We start from the raw sequence: 13,024 nt of genomic DNA on the forward strand, positions 1-13,024 counted from the left end.
CATGCCCTCTAAGCGTTCCAGGCTACCGGCTCCTCCGTTTCCTTCTTATTCTCACGCTAATCTAAAGGTGAAATCCTGCGAATTCATGAGCTTGAGTGAGAAAACCAAATCATATCGAGGGAGCTTAACAAACTGATGTAGGGTTGTCTGTTTCCTTCGCAGCAGTCAACGAACGGGCGTATAGCGGAGCAGCACGACGCCGGAGCCGAAGGATTTGGTCCCGCTCAGCTTCAGATTCAGTCGATCACGAACTCCCCCCAATAATTGGGGGCCACGTCCGGCAACGATTGGCTGTACGAGGAAGTGATACTCATCCACCAAGCCTAGTTGTGCCAGGGTGGAACCGAGGCCGGGACCGCCGTTAACGACTAGGTTCTTCCCTTCTGCCGTAAGCTGTGGCACCTCCTCGGAAACAGGCCCCTTCAACAAGAAAGAGTTCTGCCACGACACGTGATCCAGCGTCCGCGAGAAGACGTACTTGGGTTTCCGATCGAGCTTGCGTGCGAAGTCGACCATGAATTGAGGTCCGTCGCCGCTGCTGGCAATGGCTGGCCAAGCACTTTCCATCAGCTGGTAGATTTCGCGTCCAAAAGCAGACCATCGGACTGGTCCATCAGGTCCACCGTATACTGGTGGAGCTCCTCATCCGCAATCACCTGCGTGTGGTCACAGCAACCGTCCAGTGTCACATTCATCATCAGGATTACACGTCCCATATGCAGCCTCCTTTTGTCTACATTTTATCATCCAAAAGCAGGCCCGGTTTCTCATGAATTGCTAATGTGCACAGTCCGGGCCCGAGACGATCACGCGGTAGTGAAGAGGTCATAATGAATTCGGGCATCATTTCCTTGCGCATCCTTATATCGAATCCGTTTTTCCCCGCTATCCACGGACGTAACCGTACCTTGCACGAATTCGACTCCTTCTGGAAACCAATGCGTCCAGGGAATCATAATTTCTTCCCCGCCCACAGCAGGCCGGAACAACAACACTTTGCGCACATGACCGGACTGCTTGTCGAACAGAACAAACCGAATCCGCCGTCCGTTCGCCATGCCCCGGGTCTCATCCTTTATCGCTTTGAGCGCGGCAAGCCCTGCATGACCGCCTCCGATGATAATGCATGTCAAGTCGTTCATTTTTCCTCAGCTCTTTTACGTTTTGCACATATAACAATGTAAGGCTCTGATTTGTGACATTGGAAACGAACGAATGAGAAACCTTGCATGAGCCCGTTTAATCAGCCGTTCTTTCGTGCCAGTTTGTTGAGTAATTTTGCACTTTAGTTGAGCGAACCGCACAGTTTACTCAAATAAGCAGTGGATCTGATCCGCCTATGCGCAGAGGCGGTCTACAATTGAAACACCCCGTCACTGCGCATCAGCGCGGGACGGGGTGTTCGCGTTGTATTCGGTTAACCTACTGCGAGTGCCTTGGCAAATCGGATCAGCACAGCGGCATGCTCCTCGGTCAGCTTTTTGCCGGCGAGTGCCTCAAGTTCATGGATGTAAGCTTCATAGTTTTTGTGTTCGAGTTTCTTCAACAGCGAGTTGACGATACCTTCGCCCCCCGACTCTTGCACGAACCGTTCCGTGAGGACAGAGAGGCTGTCGCGCGTTGCCTCAACCGAATACGTCGCCGTTGCCGTCGTTTTATTGCCGGTTTCGTCTTCCGCGGTGACCGTTACATCATGCACGCCTGCCTGCAGATGATATGCCGGAGTATGAACCAGCGGAAATTCGCAAGGATTGTTCACCAGCCCGGTTCCTTCATCGGTTGCCGTACAGGTGACGAGTACCGTCTCATCAATCGTATAAGCGCGGGCCCCTGTGAACTGAATCACCGGCGGGATTGTGTCGAGCGTATTCGTCAGGGTGATCGGATTGCTCGGAGCGCTCTCGTTGTGGATTCTGTCGACAGCGGTAACAACATAGGTATAGCTGCCGCCTTCCGCTGCCGATTGATCGATATACGTTTGACGCGAATCGGTATTTTTCCTTACCGTGGCGAGCAGCTTGGTTGCATCATCCGTGTTGACCGGCGACTCGGCGTCAAACCGGTATACGGCGTAGTAAGCCGTATCGCTGGCCGCCGCATGTTCCCAAACGATTTCCACGCCGGCCGTTTTACGAATTGCCTTTTTAAGTGCGGGCGCATCCGGAGCAACGGCATCCAAATGCGGCATCGCCGGCACCAACGCCGGATATCGATAAAATTCGTTCTTTAAACGGTCCGTAAAACCGAGCAGATTGGCCAGAATAGATTGAGTGCTGAAATATATGCTGCCCTTTACCTGTTCGAAGTTGCGGTCGTACGAGATCTGATTCGGCATCTCATCCGGGTTCAGCCACGCTTCCGCGGAACCGATCCGGTAGGCGGCTTTACCGCTGTACAACTGAACGTTGGTTCCCTGCGTGACCTGGCTCCACCATTCCAGCAGCTTATCGTATGCCGCCGGTGAATACCCCATATACCAGTAGATCTGCGGTGTAATGTAATCAATCCATTCCTGTTCGACCCATTTCTTCGAATCCGCATAAATGGCGTCGTAGCTGCTGAGCCCGTTCGTCTCCGAGCCGGCCGGATCTTGAGACTTGTTCTTCCAGATGCCGAAAGGACTGATGCCGAATTTCACATAGCTTTTTTCATGTTTGATGGATTCGCTGACACTGCGGATGAAGGTATTCACGTTCTCACGGCGCCAATCGGCTTTATTGGCAAGTCCTGAACCGTATTTCCGGTAAGTGGCTTCATCCGGGAAATCGACGCCTGCAACCGGATACGGATAGAAGTAATCGTCAAAATGCACCGCGTCGATATCGTAATTCTTGACCACTTCCATGATGCCGGCTTTAATGAATTCCTGCGCTTCCGGAATGCCGGGGTTGAAATACAGTCTGCCGCCGTAGCTGACAACCCAATCCGGATGCTGACGCGCAGGATGATCCGGTACGAGTTTATCCAGCCGATCCTGGAGGCTGATCCGGTACGGATTGAACCAGGCGTGGAATTCCATATTCCGTTTGTGGACTTCCTCAAGCATGAAGGCAAGCGGATTATAGCCGGGATCTTTGCCTTGTTCGCCCGTCAGCCACTCCGACCACGGACCATACTGCGACGGATAGAAGGCGTCGGCCGTCGGCTTGATCTGCACGATCACCGCGTTAATGCCGGCATTCTTCAATTCGTCCAGCATGGCGATAAAGTCTTGTTTTTGCTGCTCGGCGGTGACGACGCCTTTCACCGGCCAATCCACATTATCCACGCTGGCGATCCAAGCGGCGCGAAGCTCTCTCTTCGGAACTGTCGCTGCCTTGTTTACCGCCAAGTAGTAATCGGCTGTTTTGCCTTCATAAGTCGCCGTGATTCTGGCAGTACCCACGGCCAGTGCCGTGATCAAGCCGGACGAACTGACCGAAGCGACCGAAGGCACACTGCTCGTAAAAGCAACTCCGCTTGTTACGGCGACCGGCTCAGGAAGCCAGGTATAAGTGCCGAGCACCCGGACCTGCTGTATGTCGCCGATCGTCATCGCTTTCAGACCGGGCAGCTCGATTTTCTGCAATACCGGTACCGGTTCGGTGACCGTCAGTGCATACGTTGCGGAAGCGCCATTGTAGGAAGCGGTAATCGTCGTTTGACCGACTTGGCCGGTTGTCACGACCCCGTTCGCATCCACGGAGGCAACAGCAGGGCTGCTGCTTTGATATTGGATGCCGGTGAGGATGGAGACGGGTTCGGTCAAACCTGCATAAGCGGCGAATACTTTAATGCGGTCGCTGCTGCCCTTCTCCAATTTGACTCTTGCCTGCAATTCCAAACGCTGAGGGATCGGTGTTTCCTCCGAAACGATCAGCAGTTGGGAAGACACAGGTGCATCACCATATGTAGCTGTAATGGTCGCCATGCCCGGTTGCAAGGCTCTCACGGTTCCCGAAGCGTCGACCGTTGCTGCCTGCTCGTTGCTGCTTTGGAAGGTGACACCGCTCGTAACTGGAACAGGTTCAACGGAGCCGAGATAAGTGGCGAATACTTTGGCCTGAGCGGAAGTGCCGGCTTTCATCGGCGGCAGTCCGGCCAAGTCGAGACCGTAAACAGTGGTGTCGCTGTTAAACGCGCTTACTTGGTCGAAGTAGAGCGCTCCTTTGTTTTTGTTGTTATCTTTGGTCTCCGCTACGTAAATCTGGTTCAGCTTGACCGGACCGACCATGCCCGCCGGAAGATTGGCCGTAACGTACTTCCAGCCGGACCAGTTCAGACCCGTCGAGGAAGTGAAATCGATGGCCGTTTTGGCTCCGGCGCCATCCTGAACTTGAGCCCGCAGCCAATGGTTGGCCGCATCTCCATACACCCATACGCCGAGCTTTTTCGGTACGCCTTGCAGCGTTCTTCCAGCTGCTCCGCCCGGGTCTCTGAAGTTCAGATAAGCCGCGGAGGTGCCAGTTGTTCCTGTGAAGTCATAGGACAGCTTCGCTGCATAAAACCCATATGGCACCGGCTCCGGCCGGCTGATCGATTCCAGCTTCACTGAAACCGCATTGGCGGAAGACGGAGCTACAAGGGCGAGCGATTCAAAAGTTTCGACGGTTTGTACGGACGCAGGCGCCGCATTCGCATGTGGTAAAGCGCTTCCAAAAGAGAATAAGAAAGTGCCGACAAACAGGATCGCTGCCATTAGGATCGTCGTTGCTTTTCTTCCTGCTGTTCGTTCGTACAGCATTATGACCACTTCCTTCGTTAAAATGAATGCCTCGTCCCTTCACAACCGGTTGTTGTAGACTCACCCCTTTATTTTATGAAACATTATTTCAAACAATTTATACTATAATGAATTTTTATTTCGAAAAAAAGTAACTCACGACCCAATGAGTCATTGACAGGAAGAGGCTTCAGCCCCAGACTTTCGGCAAAAATCGCGCTTAGTGGGTTAGAAAGCGCCCGTAGATAAACGAGTTTAAGAAATTCCAGTTATAGTTCAATCCAACTTGATATACTCGATAATAGGCTTGAATGCCCGATACTGACTGATAAATAATTGATCATTATTTCCTTTGGCAAAAATAGCTGAAACCGCCAAACGAAAAATAATGGCTCGAATAATCATTTCTTTATAAAATTCATCGGTTGGAAGCATCTCGATCTCCGAAAGGCCGCTTCCTTGCCAAGCAATGCAATCACAAACTAAGATGGCTTCCGCATATTCCACCGGGGCAATTGTTGGGGAAAAATCAATGATTAAAGGTGACAAAACTTGGTCAAAAAGAATATTACCCGACAAATCACCATGAACGAGCTGCACCTTATATTGTCTTTTCAGACTCACCTTGCAGAGTAAATCACTTATAATTTCTTTTGCTACATTGGGTATATCCATTGGTAATTTATCGCTTTGCCATGCTATACGGTGCCCCTTGGACCAAGGGTTGACATGATAAGGAAAGTCATGAAACCGTACTGCGGCAAGGTCGCGATGAAATAATCTCGATACAAGAAGCTTTTCTTTTACTCGCCCCATCGTATCCTTCCCTGGCTCATATTGCGTGCAAGCCCATCCATTATGTACAAAAGTACCGAAAATACTTCTGATAGGCTTTGATACCCTGTATCCCTGAGGATCCAGATTGTAAATGACATTCGACACCCATTCTGTTTGCTCTTTGTTATCCACAGGTTTTATTACAGCGTTGCCGACCTTTATTGATGTATTCTGTCCACCACTTAATTGTACAGGATCTCCGAAAAGCATAAATGATTGTAAGATCTCTTTGGATATCCCCATTTTTTCACCTCTAAATAATCGTTCTCCGCTAGTCTAATCACCAAACAGAATATGTTCACTTTAAAAGAAGTGATTCAATAACTGACTCTATATCAAATGGTTCCGTCGTAGTTTCGTATCTATCAAATACATGGCCGTTCCGATCGATCAAAAACTTTGAGAAATTCCACTTGATCCCGTCACCGACGTATATGTCCGGATACTTTTCCTGCAGAAAATTCTGCATCCATTGACCGTCGGAGGTCTGAGTATTGAAACCTTGAAATGGTGCTTGCTGCGTTAGATATTGAAATAACGGATGAGCAGCCGATCCCCTAACCTCAACTTTCTCAAATAACGGAAACTTCACTCCGAAATTGCTCACACAATAATCATGAACTTCAGAGTTTCCCCCTGGTTCTTTCTCGTTGAATTGATTACAAGGAAAACCAAGTATTTCAAACTCCTGCTCATGGTGACTTTCGTAAAGCTTTTGAAGATCAGTGAATTGGCGAGAATAGCTGCACCTACTAGCAGTGTTGACGATAAGGAGAACTTTTCCACGGTAAATTGACAATTCCACTGGCTTACCGCTAATTGAGTTCACTTGAAAATCATAAATAGACATCAGATTTTGCCCTCCTCGTTCTTGTTATAAAAACATTATATGGATAGTAACCATTATTGGTCTAATATATAATAAATATGATCTTGATAGGTTATGACAATATAGAAATAACATTCAATCAGTAACCACTATATGAAGGATCAGTAGCCGCTTTTATCGTAATTAGAACAATAAGAGATGTTGAAATATAGAATATTTGCAAAGCGCTCACTTTCATCCTTCGATTTATATTGAAGGCCGTCCGAAAGAAGCGTATCATAACCCATGTTCGCCTATTTCAGACAGCAAGAAGGCATGAGAGTGAAGAAATCGCCAAACATACGCACTGCACTAATGATCTCGTTCCTGGTCCTCGTATGGGGAATCAACTGGCCGTTAACCAAATACGCGTTGTCTTATATGCCACCCGTACTATTCTCAGGCACGCGCACTTTGCTAGGCGGTCTCCTGCTGCTACCCGCCGCTCTTCCAAGAGCCCGCCGACTGCAGTTCCGTGCGACCTGGCCGGTTTATCTAATCTCAGCTTTGGTGAACGTCGTGCTGTATTATGGGCTGCAGACGGTCGGATTGGAATACCTGCCCTCGGGACTGTTCTCCGCGATCGTGTTCCTTCAACCCGTACTAGTCGGCATTTTCTCCTGGATGTGGTTGGGCGAGTCGATGAACGTGCTTAAAATTGCGGGACTCGTGCTGGGATTTGTAGGTGTAGGAGTCATTTGCGGCGGATCGGGCGGTTTGTCCGGTCATGTCTCCGCCGCGGGCATCCTGCTTGCGCTCGGATCCGCGCTCAGTTGGGCGCTCGGCACGATTTACATCAAAAAAACCGGGCCGAGGGTGGATCATATCTGGCTCGTCACGCTTCAGTTGACGATCGGCGGTTTATTTATGACGGCACTTGGCACCCGGACGGAAAGCTGGGTCGAAGTGCGTTGGACGCCGTCTTTCACGGGGACCTTGCTTTTCATTTCGGTTTTCGTTATCGCCATCGGCTGGCTAGTCTTCTATAAGCTGATGGAGGGCGGGGAAGCGAGTAAGGTTGCGTCGTACACCTTTCTCATCCCGCTTGTGGCGATTCTCGCAGGAACGCTGTTCCTTCACGAACCATTTACCGTTTCCTTGCTGGTGGGTCTCGTCCTTATCCTTATAAGCATATATTTCGTGAACCGCCCCCGCCTGCAAGACGCATGAATTCATGAAAAGGAGGCCCCACTATGTTGAGTTTTGAAGAGAAGCTTGCCATTGCGGATTCGTTCCCCGAATTGCAACGCAAGGACGTGTCTCTTGGACGCGTAAATTACCATTATGATCAAAGCGCCACCGATAAAAAAACAGTCATTTATCATTTCCACCCGAACGGCAACGGATATGTCTACGCCGGTGAATTACATGATATCCATTCAGATGACAAAGGCCTTGTGAATATACGGGAATTTACAGCCGAGGAGCTTCGCTCCTTGATCGAACGTTCAATCCGTTCGCTTAGCTTCTCCGGAGCCGGTACACCTGCACCAACAGGACAAGCCAAGGAAGAAAGATGGAAAAACGGCAAGGGACAAATACTTGAACTCAAATTCGAAGACGAGGATCAAATGTGGTACATTTTCTCCGGATTGAACCTGGATGCGACTTTCGATACGTACGTGGAAGCAAAGGAGTATCTCGAAGAAGAAGGTTTCCAACGCTCGTAATTGTTGCTTTCTCTGTTACCCTCCAGCCTAACCCAATTCTTTTGACATAAATGAATGATTTGGAAGTACCCGTTATCGTTCAATCCGCGTCCTCACGTTACGGAGGCTGCAAGATCATGATTTGCTGTCACGGCGTTCGATTCTTTCGAGCCCGATTCATCAGCATGAAGGGGCGAGTGTACTGGGATAATCAGAGAGAATCGGCTTCCCACGCCTTTCCTGCTATCGACCGTAACCGTGCCGCCAAGCAATTTCGCCAACTGCAAACTGACGGAAAGACCGAGACCGGTACCTCCATATTTTCGATTCACGGCCCCCTCTTCCTGGCGAAACGCTTCGAAAATATCCTGGTGCTTATCCGCGCTGATTCCGATGCCGGTGTCGGTCACGGTGAAGATCAACCTATCGTCAGCGGCAGCCACTTCGAGACAGACGCTTCCTTTTTCGGTAAACTTAAAGGCATTCATCAGAAGATTTCGAAGAATTTGGCGGACTCTCAGCACATCCGTCATGACCCCGTTGGGAAGGCCAGGACTTGTTATGATCTCAAAATGCAGTCCCTTGTGCCTCGCTATAGGTTCAAATTCGTACATGATGCCTTCAAATAGGTCATCCAGGGAAGCCCATTCCGTATTCAACTCCATCTTGCCTGCTTCAACCTTCGAGAGGTCTAGGATATCGTTAATAATACTCAGAAGGTCTTGGCCCGATGAATGGATGCCGCCCGCATAGCTAACTTCCTGCTCCTTGTAAGAGCCTTCTTCATTTTCTTTAATCATTTGGGATAGCAGAATGATACTGTTGAGTGGAGTTCTTAATTCATGAGATATGTTAGCGATAAACTCTGATTTGTATTTGGATGCCGTGAGCAGTTGGGCTGCTTGCTCCGCCAGCTCAGATTTGGCGGTGCGCAGCTCTTTGGTCTGCCGACGGAGAATGAGGTTCATCTTCCGAAGCTTCTGGCTGAGAAGCTGTTCTTTATAGAATTCACTGATAATAAACACAAAAAACAAACTCATTAGCAGAGTAGCCGGATAGCTGAAAGGAGCGACCGAGGTCAAATAATAATCTCTGGGCAAGGCTCCGAAGGTAATGATGCAGATTACCTGCAAAGAAATGATGGAGAAAACCGATATAATCGCTTTCTTCTTATAAGGCCATCCTTTGCCTTTAAACCATTTGACCAGCAATGCTCCCATACATCCGAGAAGAAACGCTGAAGACGGCCCATTGGAAGAATAGGAGCGCCTTCTCGTAATTTTACTGCTTAGAGAGATCTTTAAGCCTCGTTACCTCATCCTCGAGGCGACTTATTCGCCTGTTAAGTCGGTAGATAACAGGAATGAACAAAATAAGTATGATAATAAACCAACCGTACTCACTCATTTTTCCCACCCGCCTTTTCGTGATTTAGACCTCAACCTGAAGCATCTTTCGTTACATACGATGGTCCGATGAAACGCCCAGGATAACATGTTACAGATACCCTGCACGCTCAAATAAATGGATTAGACGACTTGCTGCATCGTTTATAAAAGTTCGTACTGAACTTTCAGTGATATATTGAGGTTGGATGTGAGGTTCTTTAGAAGTATCGTTGTACCAATCAAGGACTCTATGCTTCCACTTCTCGACTTCATCTTCCGAAAGCATCTCAGGAACCGGAATGGATGGGCAACTGTGCAGAGACCCCCATGCTTGCGCCCTCCAATCTTCGTTCCGAAATAAATTAAAATCGATTTGGTCGGTTTCCATATAATATAAAGTGCGGATATTATCAATCTGTTTATTTGCCGTTTGACTTTCGAAGTCGCGATAAACTGTATGAGACCAGATTAAATCAGTCAAAACGTGCGACATATATCCTTTGGCGAACATGCTCCATTCCTGATTGTCGGGAATAGAATCAACAAAATGACTCATCTTACTGTAAAAAAGATCTTCCACCGTGTAATCATCGTTGAAGTCGAAATGTGTTTTCTTTTTGTCCGCCCTAGTCGTGTTTTCTCGCATGTGAATAGCATCTGGTGAGATACTTCCCAATAGGAATATTGGATCTGGTTCTAAGCCTTTTTGTTTAAAAATGCTTTGAGTTATACTCATATGTACCATAGGCAAAGGCATAATCGTTCCCTCACTTTAACAATTCCCTTTATTGTTTCGTAATGTTATAGATTGAAATTGAGCTCACCTTGGACTGCACCACATTAAGTGAAGGATTCCGGACATGTAGCGCTCCGATTTCTTCACTTTAATTGGGGACTCAGCTAAAAGCTTCATTATGTCCCGGTTATGGTGACAGCCGAAAATTGCATAAGCAATTGGATCCAGTGCCGTCTGGGCAATTGAAATCGCTTTGTTTGAACTCGTTCCATGCTCCATCAACAGGATTTGGCCCCCGGGCTTGCACCAGCGGTTCATGTTGTGAAGCACCTTGTTCGGATCCCTGTAGGCACATAATGTCAAAGTTGAAACAACAGTATCGAATGCTTGGTCATTCAGAAGCAGAGAGTCGACATCCCCCTGAATAAATTCCGCATTTAAACCATAAAGTCGATCATTCGCGTCTTTTGCCTTTTCCAGCATAGACGGGCTGAAATCTACCGCTGTTAACTCCACTTCAGTCGGATAAAAAGGCAAATTACTTCCTGCTCCTATTCCTAGCTCTAATACTTTTCCCCTGGCTGAACTCAGAAGCCGCCTACGGTGAACGCCGAATTCAAACCGCTCTCTTTTTTTGTCATACTTGTCGGCTTGCTTCTCAAATTTTTTAATAATCGGATCCACTTTCTCATGCCCCCATCAGTATACTAGGTTGATGCCGCCGTACGCTGCCTTTTCTGGATCGCATTCATGCCCATGAGTATGTAAATTTTTTATTGAAAAATGCGATTCGGCTTCCCTCACCGGCATTGAAGAAATTATCCCGAAAATAGAGATTCATCTTGATCGCCCCCTTTAAAATGGATACGCTATGGCGAAATAAAAAGTTACATAAATTTACCAAGTCACCTTCTCAACTCTTGTATGAATATCTTCTCAAACGGTGATGAGAGGTTTATAACAGATTTTTTAGAAAGCGTATTTTTCGCTTTTCCTGCGTGATTTTCGTTCTTTTTGGAAAATTAGTGAAACCCCTCAATGTGTTATGCTTGCTTGGAAAATAAAACATCATCGGAGGAATGAGCATGCGCATTTCGAAGTTCTTCAAACATGTCTCAATTACCGCTGTAATTGCATCCATAGGATTTGGCACCGCAATCGCACCCGCTTCGGTGGAAGCGGCAACAGCTAAAACTATCAAACTCGTGAGCACTGGTAAAAAATATTTAGGTGTGCCGTATCGGTTTGGCGCACCGAGCGGTAAGTCTTCTGTATTTGATTGCTCCTCGTTTACACAATTTGTTTATAAAAAAATGGGCTTGTCCATCCCGCGCAGTTCAACAGCACAGGCCCGTATGGGCAAAAAAGTAACCAAAGGTTACATAAGCACCGGTGATCTTATTTTTTATAACACAAGCGGGAAAGGTATCAGCCATGTCGGAATCTACGCCGGAAACGGTAAAATGCTGCACGCCTCAAGCTCTCGAGGGGTTACGATTTCGAGCATTAAAACGAGTTACTGGAAATCAAAATATGTAACCGCACGTCGTGTGATTAGATGATCAATCTGCTCATTAAACTAATTGAAGGCTGCTATTCGTCCGAATTAGCAGCCTTCAAAATTAAGCTCTTAATATTTTTTCTCCACACTCCTCCTGAGCAAGGAAGGAATCCACAATTTTGATAAAACTCGTGATGTATTGAATCGTATGTCAGTGTTACGATCTCAATCCCAATACGTTCTGCCTCGAGAAGTAGTCTCTTCACTAGGGCTTGACCAATTCCTTTTCTCTGATGTGCCGGATGCACGATTATATCTTCCATGTATCCGTGTTGCAATCCCATTCCTGCTATATAACCAAATGCAATAAGCACGTTGTGTTCATCCCTAAGTCCAGCCCAAAAATTACAACGGTCAAATAAAGTCGGATAATCAGAGTGTCGACCATCCCACCCCACCTGTTCTCTTAAAGCTGGAACTTCGTCGGGTTCTATTGGGAGATTTATAATAATCTCTTGATACATGACCATGTCTCCTTCTAGGCCAGGTTTCATGAATTTGACCAAACACGAAGGGGACCAAGTGATTGCCATCCGGCAAGAAGGGCCATCTCTAAGTCTTTACCGTGCTCATATCCCACCATGGGCACCCCCGGAAATTCAAGTGAGGCTGCTTTGATGATGTCTGCCCACAGTTGCTTATCCACTCCTTGCGCAGAGAACACATTTGATATGCCCATTGTATCTGCTCCTAAATTCGCTATAAATCCCGATATACCGTCTCCTTCATTTTGAATGAAGATTCTCACGTCATCTCGGTTCAAAAGGCTTGGTTTTATGACATTTTCGGAAGCGTGCGCCAAATTCCACTTTTCTAATTCGTGTTCCGTCGTAACGACCCGCCATGCAGATGAGGTGTTTTCATCGAGGTGAATAGGGGCGTGATAGATCCACTCTGCGGAAAACAGCAGTTTAAAGCCGAGTGGTGTTAATTCCACATTCGCAAAACTATCTTTAATGGCACGGATTTCTCTGCTTCCAATGAAGTCCTGTATTTCTTGAACTGTCATATTTTTGTTCAGCGTAATCATATCCGGATAATAAGGAGGAGCATTCGAAAGTACCCCCCACAAGTGGCCCGAAGTTTTGCCAGCTACTCCATGGGATTGGCAAACCAAGTCACACCAAATGACGTTATTTTGTATTGCAGCGTCAATCCTATTGAGCACTTTGCTCCCCCCATTATAGATCAACTTTCGTTATCGGTTTTCCAATTCCTTCATGTGCCTTATAATAAATCTGACAGCTTGCAAGGAATCGGTTTTTATCTCTTTTCAAAGGCAG

General features: G+C 47.5%; 14 protein-coding genes. 3 read left to right on the plus strand and 11 right to left on the minus strand.

Annotated features, from left to right (window positions below; genetic code table 11):
* Positions 1-165 precede the first annotated feature (165 nt).
* The 6 genes from E5161_RS21070 to E5161_RS06835 all read right to left on the minus strand — a co-directional run bounded on the left by E5161_RS21070 (position 166) and on the right by E5161_RS06835 (position 6,389).
* A complete protein-coding gene (locus E5161_RS21070; protein ID WP_342773845.1) occupies positions 166-402 on the minus strand; it encodes a dihydrofolate reductase family protein in 237 nt (78 codons plus the stop codon).
* Positions 403-566: 164 nt separating this feature from the next.
* Positions 567-716, minus strand: coding sequence for a hypothetical protein (locus tag E5161_RS21075; RefSeq protein ID WP_246042135.1), 150 nt, complete (start codon positions 714-716; stop codon positions 567-569).
* A gap of 90 nt (positions 717-806) precedes the next feature.
* Positions 807-1,142: an NAD(P)/FAD-dependent oxidoreductase gene (locus tag E5161_RS06820; protein ID WP_246042136.1), complete on the minus strand. Its 336-nt coding sequence runs from the start codon at positions 1,140-1,142 to the stop codon at positions 807-809.
* Between the two features lie 275 nt (positions 1,143-1,417).
* Positions 1,418-4,723: a family 10 glycosylhydrolase gene (locus E5161_RS06825; RefSeq protein WP_136776982.1), complete on the minus strand. Its 3,306-nt coding sequence runs from the start codon at positions 4,721-4,723 to the stop codon at positions 1,418-1,420.
* A 255-nt stretch (positions 4,724-4,978) separates the two neighbouring features.
* Positions 4,979-5,782, minus strand: coding sequence for a protein kinase family protein (locus E5161_RS06830; RefSeq protein WP_136776983.1), 804 nt, complete (start codon positions 5,780-5,782; stop codon positions 4,979-4,981).
* Between the two features lie 55 nt (positions 5,783-5,837).
* Positions 5,838-6,389 carry a glutathione peroxidase gene (locus tag E5161_RS06835; RefSeq protein WP_136776984.1) on the minus strand — a complete coding sequence of 184 codons (552 nt, stop codon included), beginning with the start codon at positions 6,387-6,389 and terminating at the stop codon, positions 5,838-5,840.
* A 300-nt stretch (positions 6,390-6,689) separates the two neighbouring features.
* On the opposite strand from E5161_RS06835, the gene E5161_RS06840 reads away from it, so the two are divergent.
* Together E5161_RS06840 and E5161_RS06845 are read left to right on the plus strand one after the other, a co-directional pair.
* Positions 6,690-7,577 (plus strand): DMT family transporter, encoded by an 888-nt coding sequence (locus E5161_RS06840; protein ID WP_246042137.1) that lies wholly within the window; start codon positions 6,690-6,692, stop codon positions 7,575-7,577.
* Positions 7,578-7,600: 23 nt separating this feature from the next.
* Complete coding sequence (locus E5161_RS06845; protein WP_136776985.1) at positions 7,601-8,077, plus strand: hypothetical protein; 477 nt, start codon at positions 7,601-7,603, stop codon at positions 8,075-8,077.
* 92 nt (positions 8,078-8,169) lie between these two features.
* Here E5161_RS06845 and E5161_RS06850 read toward each other — a convergent pair whose 3' ends face one another.
* The 3 genes from E5161_RS06850 to E5161_RS06860 all read right to left on the minus strand — a co-directional run bounded on the left by E5161_RS06850 (position 8,170) and on the right by E5161_RS06860 (position 10,864).
* Complete coding sequence (locus E5161_RS06850) at positions 8,170-9,276, minus strand: sensor histidine kinase (protein ID WP_136776986.1); 1,107 nt, start codon at positions 9,274-9,276, stop codon at positions 8,170-8,172.
* Between the two features lie 277 nt (positions 9,277-9,553).
* The gene (locus E5161_RS06855; protein WP_136776987.1) at positions 9,554-10,201 is read right to left on the minus strand and encodes a zinc dependent phospholipase C family protein; all 648 of its coding nucleotides are present in this window, start codon (positions 10,199-10,201) and stop codon (positions 9,554-9,556) included.
* Positions 10,202-10,264: 63 nt separating this feature from the next.
* Positions 10,265-10,864: a class I SAM-dependent methyltransferase gene (locus E5161_RS06860; protein ID WP_136776988.1), complete on the minus strand. Its 600-nt coding sequence runs from the start codon at positions 10,862-10,864 to the stop codon at positions 10,265-10,267.
* A gap of 401 nt (positions 10,865-11,265) precedes the next feature.
* On the opposite strand from E5161_RS06860, the gene E5161_RS06865 reads away from it, so the two are divergent.
* The gene (locus E5161_RS06865; RefSeq protein ID WP_136776989.1) at positions 11,266-11,742 is read left to right on the plus strand and encodes a C40 family peptidase; all 477 of its coding nucleotides are present in this window, start codon (positions 11,266-11,268) and stop codon (positions 11,740-11,742) included.
* A 31-nt stretch (positions 11,743-11,773) separates the two neighbouring features.
* Here E5161_RS06865 and E5161_RS06870 read toward each other — a convergent pair whose 3' ends face one another.
* Together E5161_RS06870 and E5161_RS06875 are read right to left on the minus strand one after the other, a co-directional pair.
* The gene (locus E5161_RS06870; RefSeq protein WP_136776990.1) at positions 11,774-12,205 is read right to left on the minus strand and encodes a GNAT family N-acetyltransferase; all 432 of its coding nucleotides are present in this window, start codon (positions 12,203-12,205) and stop codon (positions 11,774-11,776) included.
* Positions 12,206-12,231: 26 nt separating this feature from the next.
* A complete protein-coding gene (locus tag E5161_RS06875) occupies positions 12,232-12,909 on the minus strand; it encodes a hypothetical protein (RefSeq protein ID WP_136776991.1) in 678 nt (225 codons plus the stop codon).
* Positions 12,910-13,024: the final 115 nt, after the last annotated feature.

The organism is Cohnella pontilimi, assembly GCF_005049045.1.
Taxonomy (GTDB): domain Bacteria; phylum Bacillota; class Bacilli; order Paenibacillales; family Paenibacillaceae; genus Cohnella; species Cohnella pontilimi.